The 15,114-nt window shown below is 36.8% G+C and carries 16 protein-coding genes; 4 read left to right on the plus strand and 12 right to left on the minus strand.

Annotated elements, in window-relative coordinates:
* The first annotated feature begins 791 nt into the window (after positions 1-791).
* Both ACIQVU_RS08245 and ACIQVU_RS08250 read left to right on the plus strand, forming a co-directional pair.
* A complete protein-coding gene (locus ACIQVU_RS08245) occupies positions 792-989 on the plus strand; it encodes a helix-turn-helix domain-containing protein (protein ID WP_340826618.1) in 198 nt (65 codons plus the stop codon).
* A 921-nt stretch (positions 990-1,910) separates the two neighbouring features.
* Entirely contained in the window at positions 1,911-2,615 is a 705-nt protein-coding gene (locus ACIQVU_RS08250) for a hypothetical protein (RefSeq protein WP_402894872.1), read from the plus strand.
* Positions 2,616-3,166: 551 nt separating this feature from the next.
* Here ACIQVU_RS08250 and ACIQVU_RS08255 read toward each other — a convergent pair.
* The 5 genes from ACIQVU_RS08255 to tnpA all read right to left on the minus strand — a co-directional run bounded on the left by ACIQVU_RS08255 (position 3,167) and on the right by tnpA (position 7,293).
* Positions 3,167-3,433: a DUF5839 family protein gene (locus ACIQVU_RS08255; protein ID WP_402894874.1), complete on the minus strand. Its 267-nt coding sequence runs from the start codon at positions 3,431-3,433 to the stop codon at positions 3,167-3,169.
* Positions 3,434-3,513: 80 nt separating this feature from the next.
* Positions 3,514-4,536, minus strand: coding sequence for a hypothetical protein (locus ACIQVU_RS08260; protein WP_402894877.1), 1,023 nt, complete (start codon positions 4,534-4,536; stop codon positions 3,514-3,516).
* A gap of 379 nt (positions 4,537-4,915) precedes the next feature.
* Complete coding sequence (locus ACIQVU_RS08265; protein ID WP_402894880.1) at positions 4,916-5,470, minus strand: MerR family transcriptional regulator; 555 nt, start codon at positions 5,468-5,470, stop codon at positions 4,916-4,918.
* 343 nt (positions 5,471-5,813) lie between these two features.
* Positions 5,814-6,890, minus strand: a complete 1,077-nt coding sequence (locus ACIQVU_RS08270) for an RNA-guided endonuclease InsQ/TnpB family protein (RefSeq protein ID WP_340805705.1) — start codon at positions 6,888-6,890, stop codon at positions 5,814-5,816.
* A gap of 4 nt (positions 6,891-6,894) precedes the next feature.
* Complete coding sequence (tnpA, locus tag ACIQVU_RS08275; protein WP_340805703.1) at positions 6,895-7,293, minus strand: IS200/IS605 family transposase; 399 nt, start codon at positions 7,291-7,293, stop codon at positions 6,895-6,897.
* Positions 7,294-7,875: 582 nt separating this feature from the next.
* Here tnpA and ACIQVU_RS08280 point away from each other — a divergent pair.
* On the plus strand, positions 7,876-8,142 hold the full coding sequence (locus tag ACIQVU_RS08280; RefSeq protein WP_340808569.1) for a hypothetical protein: 267 nt from the start codon (positions 7,876-7,878) through the stop codon (positions 8,140-8,142).
* A 148-nt stretch (positions 8,143-8,290) separates the two neighbouring features.
* On the opposite strand, the gene deoD is transcribed toward ACIQVU_RS08280, so the two are convergent.
* Together deoD and ACIQVU_RS08290 are read right to left on the minus strand one after the other, a co-directional pair.
* Entirely contained in the window at positions 8,291-8,998 is a 708-nt protein-coding gene (gene deoD / locus ACIQVU_RS08285) for a purine-nucleoside phosphorylase (protein ID WP_340805701.1), read from the minus strand.
* Positions 8,999-9,098: 100 nt separating this feature from the next.
* Positions 9,099-9,317, minus strand: coding sequence for a YozE family protein (locus tag ACIQVU_RS08290; RefSeq protein WP_340805700.1), 219 nt, complete (start codon positions 9,315-9,317; stop codon positions 9,099-9,101).
* Positions 9,318-9,565: 248 nt separating this feature from the next.
* On the opposite strand from ACIQVU_RS08290, the gene ACIQVU_RS08295 reads away from it, so the two are divergent.
* The gene (locus ACIQVU_RS08295; RefSeq protein ID WP_340805699.1) at positions 9,566-11,404 is read left to right on the plus strand and encodes a methyl-accepting chemotaxis protein; all 1,839 of its coding nucleotides are present in this window, start codon (positions 9,566-9,568) and stop codon (positions 11,402-11,404) included.
* A gap of 123 nt (positions 11,405-11,527) precedes the next feature.
* Here the strand turns inward: ACIQVU_RS08295 and msrB are convergent, their stop codons facing one another.
* The 5 genes from msrB to ACIQVU_RS08320 all read right to left on the minus strand — a co-directional run bounded on the left by msrB (position 11,528) and on the right by ACIQVU_RS08320 (position 15,043).
* Positions 11,528-11,956 (minus strand): peptide-methionine (R)-S-oxide reductase MsrB, encoded by a 429-nt coding sequence (gene msrB, locus ACIQVU_RS08300; protein ID WP_340805698.1) that lies wholly within the window; start codon positions 11,954-11,956, stop codon positions 11,528-11,530.
* Positions 11,949-12,482, minus strand: a complete 534-nt coding sequence (gene msrA, locus ACIQVU_RS08305; RefSeq protein WP_340805697.1) for a peptide-methionine (S)-S-oxide reductase MsrA — start codon at positions 12,480-12,482, stop codon at positions 11,949-11,951. The genes msrB and msrA overlap by 8 nt, the downstream gene beginning before the upstream one ends.
* A gap of 12 nt (positions 12,483-12,494) precedes the next feature.
* Positions 12,495-13,076 carry a YpmS family protein gene (locus ACIQVU_RS08310; RefSeq protein ID WP_340805696.1) on the minus strand — a complete coding sequence of 194 codons (582 nt, stop codon included), beginning with the start codon at positions 13,074-13,076 and terminating at the stop codon, positions 12,495-12,497.
* 4 nt (positions 13,077-13,080) lie between these two features.
* Positions 13,081-14,004, minus strand: a complete 924-nt coding sequence (locus ACIQVU_RS08315) for a GDSL-type esterase/lipase family protein (protein WP_402894887.1) — start codon at positions 14,002-14,004, stop codon at positions 13,081-13,083.
* Positions 14,005-14,200: 196 nt separating this feature from the next.
* Positions 14,201-15,043 carry a DegV family protein gene (locus tag ACIQVU_RS08320; RefSeq protein ID WP_340805692.1) on the minus strand — a complete coding sequence of 281 codons (843 nt, stop codon included), beginning with the start codon at positions 15,041-15,043 and terminating at the stop codon, positions 14,201-14,203.
* Positions 15,044-15,114 lie beyond the last annotated feature (71 nt).

Here is a 15,114-nt window from a genome sequence, read left to right on the forward strand (position 1 = left end):
TTCGGTCAATTGAGATAGCAAAAGCTATCCCTTGACCGACCTCACTATCATCTCATGTCTAAAGACGATGGGCTTTCCCGTTCGATAAATCTGTAAGATCTGAAACCTTTTTCATCTTTTTATAGAAATTTTGGAGATTCTGACTATATGAAATAATCTTCTTATTAATTTCTCATCACTTAAATCCTCAATCATTCTTATAAGATCCTTCTTCATTTTGTAACACCTCGCTCTAAGTTCGCTGGAGTTTTTGTAATTTTATCAAGAGCATAAGGAAAAAGTGCCCCCAACATGTCGGGGGGTTAGGCAGAGCCTAACTTTTTCGTGATATCAGGTAATTCGTGAAATATATACAAAATATATACAAAACTCAATCCCGTTTTCCATAAATTAGGTTCAATATATACACTATATATACATACAAACTGATGAAATAAAGAGAGTTCCAGGCATTTTTCTTATTTTGAAATGCCTGAACCCTCTCAATCTTTATTCAATCTTTTTTATCCTTAATGAATGTTTTTGTATACAAAAACACTGATTTTTTTAAACTCTCTTATCTTCAGATGCATCTTTTTTCTTTTCACCAGAGCGAATCATTTCAATTCACCCTATCAACTTCCCTTGTTTTGTTCGCAACTCCTAAACAATTTCACTTTCCAGTTACTTTTTTCTTGTTGAATAATTAAATTCCCTAATCTTTTATTGAGCCCTACCAAAATGTAAGGTTGATATTATGTGCGTCAAAACTTAAAATTTAGAGTTAAGACGCATTTATGGAGGGGGATAATTTGCTAAAGAGATTTTTTAAAAATGAAAAAAAAGAGGAACTATGGCGAGGTGGAAACCCAAATGGCCGTCCTAAATTAACCATCGATGAATTTAAACTGTTGTCTTTAAAAGATGCTGGGAAAAGTAATCGAGAAATTGCTCGATTACTAGGTGTTTCTGAAGCAACTATTAGGAGACGTTTGAAAGAACTAAAATGACTGGATACTCTATGTAGAAAACATATAGAAACGAATAAACGTTTGTATAGAAAACATGTAGAAATGCACTTTTTTATGGGGACACCGAAACACTAGGCTCTGCCTAGTCTATCACCCCAAGTGATAGCAGATTTCCCTTATGCTCTTTCACTTCCTTTAATTTTTCTTCCACTCATCACTTTTTTCTTTAAGATTCAAGATAAGAAAGATCCTAATTTACAAAGCAAAATAAAAAAAAGACACCTTTATCAGGTGTCTTTTTTCAGAATTTCCACGGCTACTAAATTAATCAAGAAACCAAAACCTAGAACAATGTATATATGTTTTGGCCAATCAAAAATAAATGTCAAAACTCCAAGCAATAAACATATCAAAGCAATCTCTACATAATTTCGTAATCTACTTTGTTCCTTTTTCAAAAAGATAATAAGCGCTCCTATCTTCTGATTTTTCTCTTGCACACTTCCCTTTGCTTGCCTTCAATAAGAATTTATAACATATACATTCATAAAGCCAATAACGTTCCCAAATGTACGTTTGGAAACACAGCAAAAAGCCCCGAATGTTGTTAAATCAACGTTTCGTGGTTTTTCTTATGAACATTTTTTATACACCTTTTTATACAAGCAACATAAACGCTGATGTAGCAGTGTTTTTACTTACTTGGTTTATTCTTCACTTTGCATAAAATCGTGTATATTTCCTATGACAAATGTGGCTATTTCTTAATCAATGAACCATAGATAACGCCTGTACCCACTTTAGAAAACAGAAAATAATGAATATTTAATCATTTATACAAACACTTTCCATTAAACTGGAATAATGTTATTGTAATAATAGTAAATTATATGAATAAAAACCAATTTATTCATTGTTTCCCAGTAAATAACCATATTTTAAAGGAGAGGCGTAAAAATAATGATTCATAGTAATTTATTCAAAAAGACATTCACAACATTTTGCTGTTCTGCATTATTAATTGGTGGAGTAACTATGTCGGCGACTTCTACTCAAGCAACTGAACTAACAAATGAAGAAGAATTATATTTAAATGAATTAGGATTTAATAAAGATAGTGAATTTTATAAATTATTGCATGCAATTGAGCAACTACCACCTGAAAAGCAAAGTGCTGAAGAAGTCGCAGAATGGTTATCAAATCATTCTGGTCTAACAATCACAGCTGAAGGTGAATATTTAAACTTTGGTTCTGAGCAATTTAGTGAAAATGAAGCTCAAATTTCAGCTTACTCGTTTTCATTTACAGAAATAGCTGCATGTATCGGAGCTCTTGGAGGTCTTGTCCCTGTAACAAAAATCCTTAAAGTTCACAAATTATTGGACACTCTTGGTGGTGCCACGAAAGTAATGCAACAAGTTCTGACAAATTATAAATATTACCGTAAAGACAAAAACTATAGCCAAAAACAGGCTCTTAGTCAAGCTCTAGAAGATTTTTCTGTTGCTAGTAAGTTATCAGCTGGATCAAAACAATTATTTATGGATTTCTTTAATATAAGTGCAATCATGGGAGCTTGTGGAGCTTTATTTTCATACGAAAACATTAAAACTGAAGATGAAAATTACTTCTTTAATGAAAATGCTTTAAAGAATTTAGCTTAACATAACGTGGTTAAAAGTGGAAATTTATTAATTCCACTTTTTTCCTATAATTAAGAAAAAAACGGGAGTTTACAAATGCGAAGTTACTTACTTTACTTTTTATTACTACTAATAATTCTCATAGCAATGGTTGATACTTGGGGCGAAACCAATAAAACTATTATGTATGGAGTTGCGCTTATAAGTATTGTTAGCTTAATAATTATAAAATCAACAGAAAAGAAGAAAAAATAGAAGTTTCAAAAATCTAAAGACAGTAGGGACAACACATTGTCCCTACTGTCTTTAGATTTAAGTAATCGATTCATTACTCTTAATGGCGCAGCGTTTAGGAGGACAAAAATATTACTCGACCCTTCCATGTAGAAAAACCCCCTTGTTCGTTGAATATCTTTTAGGAGGTCCAGCTCTCTAAGCTTCCCTCGGGCTTTTTAAGCCTTTGGAAATTAGAGCATGAAGTAAAGTAAAGCAAAAATAAAATAACCGTCTTAAAACAAACGGAAATGGTCTATAAATTAACTTTTCCATCAAACTAGGAAGGAAAATGTTTATTAAATCTTCATTAATTTCTTCGAAGATTGTGGAGATCTTTCTAAGAATTTATAGATATATTTATGAGATTCTGTGTCATCTCTAAAAACAGCCATCACTAGAACGGGAGCACCTTTTCCAACTGCTACAATATCTCCTGGTTGGATATTCAACTCCATTAAATGTTCTGGAACAAGCCATATATATTGCTTGTGATGCAGCTTTAATACTGCTGCCTCTTTTTTACTTCGAATATGAACTCCTAACAATGCGTTATTTTTTTGCATGTTTCTTTCCACTCCTATCTTCAATAGTAAAAATGAGCACAGTAAACTAGAGGTATGATTTTTCACCATTCCTCATTGGATTAAAGATCCCGTAACTTGGTCAAAATTCGCTCACGTTCTTGTGCAAAATAGGCTTTCTTTTCTTCGGTTACTTCTTCTTCTTGTTCATGACGCGTCGCAAACCATGCTGGGACTACTTCTACTTTTCTAGTTTTCTCTTTTTCTGATGCTGTAGATGCATTCGAAACGGTTAAATCGTTGATTTTGTTGCGAATAATGGCACTTAGTAAGGCTAAACGGTTGGTTTTCACGTATTGATCGCTCGCTGAAATGGCTGCATCTAAGGATTGATACATAATTGTTTCTAAATGGCCGTTAGACAGCCCTAGCTTGTCCTCTGCTTTGATTTTTTTCAATGACCCATAGATAACACCCACAAAGGCTTTAAAGCCCTCTAAAGAGCCTGTACGGGCTTGATAAAGGTTTTTCAAACGGTTATAAAGATTATTTTTATGATTAGACGACTGCTTAGTAGACGTCTTTATATCTTTTATTGATTTATTTTGGTTATTATAGTTAAGAGTCGAATTTGAGCCATTCAGCGTTGATATAACAGCATTTTGAGCCAAATCCTGATGTTTATTTTGATGTTTATTTGGTTGTTTAAATTCATCTTTAACGATGGCAATTTCATACGCATTCAGATGATAAACTTCGCTTAAAATGCTTTCAAAGTTTCCGTGCTGTACATCCACAATGACACGACAACCACTATTCGTCTTTCCTGATCTGTTTCTGGAAAGGATAAATAGCTTAGATTGCTCCATCAACTTGAAAGCTGTTGAGATTGTATTAAATCCAACCTCTAATTTGTTGCTCAAATGCTCTCGGCTTACTTTGATAATGCCATTGTATGTAAGATCATAAATCAATTTTTCTAGCACTCTATGTACTTTCCCTCCAGGATAAATACCTTGTGTGGCCAGTACGTCTTCTAATTGCTGCAGGCGTTCTTCTTTGAGTTGCCGATCTCCTTTTTGATTGCCGTATGTAATAAATGTTTGGACTGCTTGGTTTGGTGTAGTTTTTAGTTTGTTTTCCATGGTAGTTGCCCCTTTTTGAAGCAAAAAAGCGTTTCACATCGTGTCTTAACGATGCAAAACGCTTTAGATTAAGGAATAATCTCTAATGACCTTTTAATTAACTGTTGAAATGTCTTCTATTTCATACTAGAATGACATATATAGATATTATCTATACTTATTACAACAGATAAAGAGTCATTTCACGATATGCTGCATCGTATCTGCATTATACGATAAAGCGATTAATAAAGAGCTCCAACTCTCTATTAGTCACTGTGGAATGGCTTTTTCACGTTCGATTTAGTTATTCTTACCATACGCTAAAGTTAGCAACTTGTAAATATACTCTATGACTATTAATTTATCAAATAAAGCCATACATTTGAAAAATTGGTGTTTAGCGCCCCCAAAACTTCCAACGAGATTTTTGAGGCATCCTTTTCAATTCTTCAACATCATCTTGCAACTTTTCAATCAATCCAATCAGTTTCTCTTCTCGTTCTTGGCTAAATTTAAGCTGATTTTTCATTTCTTCAAAGTGTTGAGAATAATCGATGGATGCTGGTAACTCTTTATTTTGGAGATTTTCGATTTGCAGCTGCATCTCCATCATCATTTTTTGTTGTAATCCGATCATTTCAATTAATTTCTCCATCGAACCTAGGTGGATTGTCATCTCAGATTCCCTTTTTATGACCTCTCCACCGAATTTCTCAAACAATTTTTCCTCGACCTCTGTAAAATCTGTCCGTTTAAACCCTTTTTCTCGTTGTTTTTGAATAGTTTCATGGATTAAATGAATTCGTTTAATCTGATGATCGTTGTAAACCCGTTGATTATTGTTATCTGGATCTTTCAAAACATCTCCGAGCCAATCCCGTTTCTCCCACTCACGCAGCTGATGTGCTTCAATTGCTAATTCTTTTGTGATTTTCCCAATTGGTATTAACATTTCTCCAACTCCAATGGCCTAATTTTAGCTATAAATTAAGCTAGATTTATCTTTATTTTATGCTTATTTTAGGCTAACTTATGTTACATAGATTCGCCTAATGGTGATTTCGTAAGAAATAATAACCTAATACGACAATGCATAAGAAAAAGGCAGTAACGACAAGGGGGGCTTTGTCGTTACTGCCTTTTTCTTTAGAATCATGAAATTGTATATTTGAGACTCCCACAGCTAAAGCAATGGGATTCTTGAGTGACTAAGCGTTCGCAGTCCATTTCTGTTTTAAACAGTCCTCAAGATGAGGGTATCTCATTACCCCTCATAGGGCAGAACATCTAGTTCCCTATGCTGATTGACTTTTACCATCAACCACAGGTGCATAGCGAATATTCATAGCACCAATTATATCTCTATGCTTCTCGAATCCACATTTACACTTGTATTTTCTATCTTGCGCCTTGTTCTTCTCTGAACATTTAGGGCATGTTTGACTTGTATATGCAGGTTTTACGTATTCAACTTTAATTCCTTCTAACCTTGCTTTGTATTCAATAAATTGAGATAGTCGATAGAATGACCATGTATGCAAATTCTTTTCGTTTTTACGACTGGTTCTTGTCGTCTGTCTAATATTCGCTAATTGTTCTAAACGAATGACAGAAATTTTATTCTCTTTCGCAAAATCAACAATTGCACGACTCGCTTTATGGTCCTGGTCTTGCATCCAACGTTGTTCCTTGTTGTTCAACTTACGAATAGCAGTTAACTTTTTCTTTTCCCCTAATTCTTTACGAACTGAACGGAATTTTCTTTTCTTGAATTTGTTTTGTCTGCCATTACCAAAAAATCGTACCTTCTCATCGTCTGTTACAGCAACAGCAGGTACTTTTAGTCCTAAATCAACACCCATTACTCTTACTCCTGTTTTTTGAACAGTAGGAATGGTCACAGAAATTTGTGCTATCCATTTATCCGACTTTTTTGTGATACGCAGTGTGCCTAACTTATGTTTAAGCAAATCAAGATTTCGGTGACCTTTATCAACCAATAAAGCACGAATAGGCGTTTTCTTGGTTTTGCCGTCAACCATGATAGGCAAGGAGATATGAGTGGAATCAAAAGAGTAGTTTTGATTGTTCCAGATGCACATAGGCTTCTTTAGAACTGGAACTGTTTCGAATTTTGTTTTTTTCGCCTTCCTGAAAACACTTTTTGCCTCTTTAATTACTTGGTTTTTTACTGCACTTGGCAAAGATACATGAAGGTTTTTACTTGTTTTCTTAGTGCTTTTCTTTTCTTTTACCATTTCAAATACAAGGTCATTGATTGTTGAAATGTATATTTTACTCATTTCAGTTAAAGTCAAAGCCTGTTCTTTTGTAGGCAACAATTTTATTTTGACAGTGATTGGTTGCGACATGATTTCACCCTCTTGTTTTCTGTTGCTCAACATAGCGTTTGATGGTTTGCCTCGATACATTTCCAGCGGTGGAAACAAAATAAGAACGTGTCCATAAACTCGGCAAGTGTTGTAGGTGAGGAAATTCTTCACGCAACTGTTTAGATGTCACTCCTTTGATTTTTGCCATGATGTTTGCAGGACTTAATGTAGGTAGTGCATTTAGAAATAGGTGGGCATGGTCTTTGTCACATTCTAAGGCTACCACTTTTATTTTTAAAGATTCACATATTTCGTGTACCATTTCTTTAAATCTCTGTTCTATTTTGTCATCAAGAAATATCTTTCTTCTGTATCGAGGGCAAAACACAAAATGATAATTAATCAATGATACGGTTGTATTTGTTCTTCTGTATTCTTCCATAACAAAATTGTATCAATTAACAAAACAAACTGCAACAAATGTATAAAAATATAGGTAGTGAAAATTTCGGTCAATTGAGATAGCAAAAGCTATCCCTTGACCGACCTCACTATCATCTCATGTCTAAAGACGATGGGCTTTCCCGTTCGATAAATCTGTAAAGACGACTACAATTTATAGGTTTGTCAATATTATGATTCAATAATTGAAAATAAGCCCATTTATTGCTATTTACAACTACACTCGATGCTCCTCCAAACTAGGTATATTTATTTAGCATTCTTTATAATCGCAAATAATTAATTTTATTATTTTTCCGCTTAAGATACTCAACACTCAAAACCAGTTTTGTTATATTAGCTGTGTTCATTTTTAATAATTTTATATGTTCTTCTCACTTGTATCCTTTAAACATTGCCCAATTTAATCTCAAAGTGCAATGAGCATCAATGAATTAAGATTACTGGTGAGCTTAGGTATGTCAATAGCTGTTTATACTTACGTGCATCCAATAATCCTACATTTTGAAATATGTTACACTAAATTGAATGCACCTTTTGAAAGGATGGAGGGTTTCCATTGATGATTGGATTAATTATTTTGCTACTAGCTTTGATATTGGTTATACCTTTTATTTTCAGTATTGGTAAATCAACTAAAACAAAATGGATCATTTGGGGAATAACCATTATGCTAGTCATAGCACCTTTATTATCATGGATTATTGCTATGATATGGGGAGGTAGTGGGTTTGCTGCAGTCGCCGTAATGATAGTGCTGTTTCCTCTTCTATTTATTATTGGGCTTGTGACGCTTCTTATTGGAATTTTTATCAAAAAGAAAAGCTAAATTTTAGCTTTATCACTCCTAATAAAACTACTGTCCTCCTCTTTATTTATTAACAAAAAACAACCGACTACTTTCACGCCATTTGATAAAATGGGACGTTTAGTCGGTTGCCTTTTTAAAATTAAGTTTAAATGTGTTGAGTTATCAACTATTCTTGAATCGCTGCGTCTAAAGCTACCACGATCATGTCATTGAATGTTGTTTGACGTTCTTCTGCAGTTGTTACTTCGCCTGTTAAAATGTGGTCACTTACTGTTAGAACAGATAGTGCTTGGCGACCAAATTTAGCTGCTAATGTGTAAAGTGCTGCGGATTCCATTTCTACAGCAAGTACACCATATTGTGCTAATTTTTCATTTTGGTGCTCGTCCGAATAGAACATATCTGCTGTGAAGATATTGCCCACCTGCAAGTTTAGCCCTGCTGCTTTACCAGCATTGTAAGCTTTTAAAAGTAAATCAAAGTCAGCGATTGGTGCGAAGTCGATAGCACCGCCCCAAATAATTTGATTCATACGTGTATCCGATGTTGCGCCCTGTGCTAGAATAACATCACGCACTTTTACATCCTTTTGAATCGCACCACAAGTACCTACACGGATTAATTTTTGAACATCATATTCTTGCATTAATTCTGTTACATAAATTGAAATCGATGGCACACCCATACCTGTTCCTTGTACAGAAATACGTTTGCCCTTATATGTTCCTGTGTAGCCAAACATATTACGTACTTCGTTATAGCAAGTTACATCCTCTAAAAATGTTTCAGCAATATACTTTGCACGTAATGGGTCACCTGGAAGTAAAATTGTATCGGCAATTTCACCTTTTTTTGCATTAATATGAATACTCATACTGCAATCCCTCTTTTCTGTCAGTTATCATATCCATCATACTGTTTTTTGATTATTTTCGCAATGCTAGACGTCTAGCAACTGAAAATTTATTCATTTCTTATGCCTGCTCCTCATACAACGCCCATAGCGCATCAAATGCTTCTGTTGTTAAATTTTCTGTTGCATAGGATTCGATATAGCTAGATAGCTCATTAAAGTCTGTGCTTTGCTTTGGAAAATTATGCTCATGAAACATTTCTTCCGCAAAGCGTACTTTCGGGTCTGACCAATCGCCACCACGAAAAGCTAGTACATATAGATAAAAACTTTTTTTCATTGTACAATATCCCCTTTTACCACAACTGCTTTTTCGTTAGTGTACCAAAAAAATAAACATTCGTCATAGCCTCTATTGCTAAGGATTTTTACCTAGTCATGAATATAGCCCTATTTTCTTGCATAGCACAGACTTTTGTCGCACCAATCTTTATCAGAAAATTTCTATTTTTAGAAATTCTAATAGAAATATCTAGTAAAATAAGCTAAAATTGAAATCGATGATTAAAAAATAGGAAGGTGATGGCGATGAATAAGACTAAAAAAGACCGTAATACAGCGAAACAGCGCCCTTCTCTCTCTGCTTTTCATTTTTTAAGAAAGAAAAAAGCAACAAAAGAGAAAAACGGGACTAATTCCCCTCCTATTAAAGAAAAACAGCCACGTTTTTATCATTTGATTCGAGGCAAGGTGCTTTTAATGTTCGCACTTCTTATTGTGATTAACGGTATTATGGGGGTTTTATCGTATGTCAATATCCAAAACCTCCAGCAGCAAATGGAGGATTTTACAAAGAAAAATGTGCAGGAGCAATTAACGGTCAATCAGCTTGCTTATGAGATTGCACGCTTAACAAATTTGGAGCAGACGTATTTAATTACAGGTGATGGCAATTATTTTACTTCTTATCATATGAAGCTGGATACGATTCAAAAAAAGCTCACATCATTAAAAAAGCAATTTGAAAATCATCCAATAGAGCTTGCACATATTCAAGCCATTGAACAATATTATCGAAATTACCTAGATTATTCAGAAAAAGTAATGACGATGCGTGATGAGCTAGGGCTTGAACAGGCACGTAAATTAATGCTGAATGCCACTGGGGAAACAATGAAAAATCATATTGACGATAATATTGAAACGATTAATGCTGTAATGGATGAGTCGAATAAAGCAAAATTGAACAAGCTGAATCAGCGCGTCAATCTATCCATTGTGACATTCTTCCTTGTATCTGTTATTGGCTTTTTAGCGATTGTTATTTTTGGTTATATGCTGTTTCAATCGCTTAAGCGCAATACGCAAAAGATTAATGATTCTATCCTTGATATTGCACAGGCTGGCGGCGATTTAACAAGGCGTGTCAAAGTGCGTAATCGCGATGAATTTTCGATTATTGCTGCTTCTACTAATACATTAATCGAGTCGATTTCTAATTTAATTAGACGTGTCAGTGAGCTGGCTGATCACGTATCAAGCAGCAGTCAGGAGCTAATGTCCTTAGCTGATGAAAATGCACGTACCATTCAAGCTATTGCCGATGCAACAGCCGATATTGCCAGTGACAGTGACCAGACAATTGCCAGCATGAATAGTGCCCAGCAAAAAATGAGCGATTTAGAGCACTCCATGCATCAATTAAATGAACAAGCAAGTGCTGTACAGCGTGCCTCACTTGCAATGCAGCAGGCAGCGGATGAGGGCAGCCGTTCCGTGGAGCAATCATCGCTTGTTATGCAGTCGATTGAGGAAACGATGGCTTCTACAACAACCACTGTCGAAGCATTAGGACGTAAATCAGCCGATATTACCTCCATTATTGGCACGATTACTGCGATTGCTGAGCAAACAAATTTACTTGCCTTAAATGCGGCGATTGAAGCGGCACGAGCTGGTGAGCATGGACGAGGCTTTGCGGTGGTGGCGGATGAAGTGCGTAAATTAGCTGAGCAATCGCAAAGTGCAGCAAAGGAAGTAACGACGATTGTGACATCCATTCAAGATGAGGTGACATCCATTGTCGCGCAAAATCATGAGGGGGTTACATCGGTTATTCAAGGCGTGGAAGTGACGAATAAAACAAACCAATCACTGGCAAATATTTTAGCGCATACACAGGAAACAACCGCCATTATTGCCGAAATGGTTGATACAATTGGCACAACGATTGTCTATAGCAATGCTGTAGCAAGCGATTTTGTGCATGTCAATGCCTATGCCGAGCAATCTGCTGCCAACACCGTAACATCTGCCGCAGCGGCAACACAAGGCTCCGCATCCATGCAGGAAATCAATGCAGCCGCTACAGAGCTAGCACAGCAAGCAGATAGCCTACGCCACCTTGTCAGCGAATTTAAAGTATAGCGATACCTGCGTTCAGGCGAATACACGCGCTTGGACATGCAATTGAATCTATAATACTTGCGAACAGCGCAATACAAAAAATCCTAGCAAGTGTGTCGTAGTTCACACCTTGCTAGGATTGTTTTATTTAAACAGTGCTAGATAGTCGCCGTAGCCTTCTTTTTCTAAGTCTTCTTTTGCGATAAAGCGCAGGGCGGCGGAGTTAATGCAATAACGCATGCCTCCTAGCTCATTTGGCCCATCTGGAAAGACATGTCCTAAATGAGAGTCTGCCTCTTTGCTGCGCACCTCTACACGGCGCATACCATGAGATGTATCGAAATGCTCTGTTACTTCTTCTTTTTCAATTGGCTTGGCAAAGGCTGGCCAGCCACAGCCTGAATTAAATTTATCCAATGAACTAAATAAAGGCTTTCCAGATACGATGTCTACATAAATGCCCTCTTCAAAATGGTCATCATATTCATTGCGAAATGGTGGCTCTGTGCCATTTTCCTGTGTTACATAATATTGCATATCTGTCAGCTCTTTTAAACGTTGCTCTTTATTCATCCTTAGCCCCCCAGTGTTGCTCCTGAAATGCCCTACGACCTGATCCAATCGAATAGCGTTCATAGTGCATTGGATTTTTCTTATAATAATGTTGATGATAGTCCTCAGCTGGATAAAACGTGCTCGCTGGTAAAATTTTCACCATAATCGGTTTATCAAACTTGCCTGATGCCGCTAAATCTGCCTTCGAGCGCTCGGCTAGCTCACGCTGCTCCTCATCATGGTAAAAAATCGCCGTTGTATAGGATTCTCCACGATCATAAAATTGACCGCCTGCATCTGTTGGATCAATTAATGTCCAAAATGTTGCGAGCAATTGCTCATAGCTATAAAGCTCATCATCAAAGGTGATTTGTACAGCCTCTACATGCCCTGTTGTTTCAGAGCATACTTGCTCATAGGTTGGATTTTCAACATGTCCACCTGTATAGCCTGATAGTACGGATTCAATGCCGGGCATTTCATCAAAGGGCTTAACCATACACCAAAAACAGCCACCTGCAAATGTTGCATATTGCCTTGCCATAACTTTCACTCCTTATTCACCAGGTACAAGTATTTCCAATAAAATTTTATCATTGGCTAAATCCAATTCCTTTGCACGAACACGTGAACCTGACGCAATATTAATACGCGATAAATCAATATAGATTTCCGCTTCATTTGGATTAATGGTAATCCATGAGGGGAATTCCACCGAATCACGCATAATTTTCATCGTTGTTTCTGGTGGAATATTCAGTAGCCCCACATTCATGCCTGTTTGCTTTAAAATAATATTACCGCTCTCATCGACAATTGGGTCAAAATTCATGGAAATCGGAATATCCGTATAGAACACTGTGAGCGTGCTTTTTAATTGAATATCATCCCCAATCGTATAATCAATCGGTAAAGGAGAGCCCTCTACAGCATCCCTTACATATTTTTTGGATATTGATTCTAACTCTTTTGCTGTTGTTTGCACAACGAGAACATTCTCTTTGCCTTCACTTGTACCTACTGCATTCTTTGCGACATCAACACCATCTACTGGTCTAGTTGCTAAAAAAACAACGAGGAGGATTGCAAAAAGCACTGTGCCCGCTAAGGCAAAAAATGCGATTTTCCATTTATTCATTTTGTCACTCCTCGAAGCCTATTGCCTTGTTAATCTTTTTTTCCATATTACACTGCTCCATTGTTGTGAGTATACGCTCTGTCATTTTGTCATAGCCCTTTGCATTGGGGTGGAAAAAGTCTGTATGATAGACAAGTTCCTCGTTTGAATCAAATAAATCTTCCACCGATATATAGCAAGCATTTGAATCCTCACTTGCTACTTCTTCAATCACCTTGTTCCATTCTGTAATAATTGTATCGAATTCATTCGCCTCATTTGTAACAATGGAGAATGGGTTGTAAAAGCCAATAAGCAATAAAGGCACTGTTGGATTCTTTGCTCGAATACCTTCGATAATTTTACTGTAGCGCTCCTTATAGGCAAGTAATTCTTTATCAAAAGCATCACGCTTTAAATTAAATAAATCCTGCTTCACGACCTTCATGACATCATTGCCACCCATTGTTAGAGAAACGAGCTGTGCCTGCTGCAGCTCTTCATCATAATGCCCCTTTTTCACTAATTTTAGTAGTTGATCGCTACGTCTTCCGCGTTTTCCACGATTATCAACCTCTACCTCTGCTACAGAGGGCCATGTTAACAATGAATCTGCCAACCTTCCTACATAACCGTCTTGACTATACTCATCACCGACACCATCTGTTAAGGAATCTCCCAGTGCCAAGTAATGCAGTTGCTTTGCGTTTTCTTCATCAATTTGCGATAAATCCTCTTCTGATGGCTCAAAAAAATGTTCAAAAATTTGCGTCAACATATTCTTAGAGGGTTTTTCCTCGTCCTCTGTTTGTTGCTCATCCTGCGTCATCTCTTGCTCCGTTTCTGCCTGCTCACCATCTGGCTCTGCTTGCGGATTCGGTTCATCGATTGATATTGCACAACCACTTAGTACAAAGACGGTCAAACATGACAATAGAAATCGCCACATGTCGATTTGACCACCTTCCATCCCTTTCTATTAGTTCTATTATAGAATAGTCATACCTCTATGAAAAGTGACTTCCCTTTTGTTCTTGATAATTTTGATGGATTGTCTAGGATTTCGCTCAATTCCTTGCTGAAAGCGCTCAATCCTCACTATACAAAAAAGCCACTACACTCACAAATGTAGTAGCTTCTGTTGATTATTCTGCGTAATAAATAAACCCAATGGCTCCCGGCCCTGTGTGGGTTGAAATAATGGGAGAAGTAAAGGCGATTTCGACATCCTGAAAGCCTGTACCCTCAACCAGCTCTTTTAATGGATTGCCCATTGTAGCAAGACCATCTGCATGTGAAATGCCTACTGCCTTCACGGTTTTGCCAGCCGTATCTGCTTGGAATTGCTTAAATAAATAATTGACGACCTGCTTATGACTACGCACCTTTGACACAGGATTATAGACGCCACCCTCTAAATTAGCAATCACTTTAATATTGAGCAATGAACCGATAAAGCCCGTTCCTTTCCCAATTCGACCGCCTTTTATAAGGTTTTCCAGCGTATCCACAATCACATACAAATGCGTGTTGGCACGTACCGTATCAAGACGAGCTACAATATCCTCCACCGTTGCGCCTGCATCACGCAGCTTAATGGCTTCTCGAAGCTGGATAGCAAGCCCAATAGCGATAAAGCGGGAGTCAATCACCGTAACATGGGCATCCGTCATTTGTGCCGCCTGACGTGCAGACTCAACCGTGCCGCTCATGCCGCCTGTCATATGGATGGAAATAATGTGGTCACCATCTTTACCAAGCTCATCGTATAATTCTTTAAATTTTCCCGGTGCAGGCTGCGAGCTTTTCGGTAAATCCTTTGCATTTTTCATAAGCCCTAAAAAAGACTGGGGCTCCAAATCTACACCATCTATATACGTCTTACCGTCAATTTGAATTGTTAAAGGCACAATATGTATATTATGCTGTGCTACCTCTTCTTTTGTTAAATCACAAGTTGAGTCCGTCACTATATGAATTCGTCCCACTTCGACACATCCTTTTACTTCATTAGCATTTATTATATAGATGAATGAATCATTATGTAAACATGACATTT

This window comes from Lysinibacillus sp. NPDC098008, from assembly GCF_044760715.1.
Classification (GTDB): domain Bacteria; phylum Bacillota; class Bacilli; order Bacillales_A; family Planococcaceae; genus Lysinibacillus.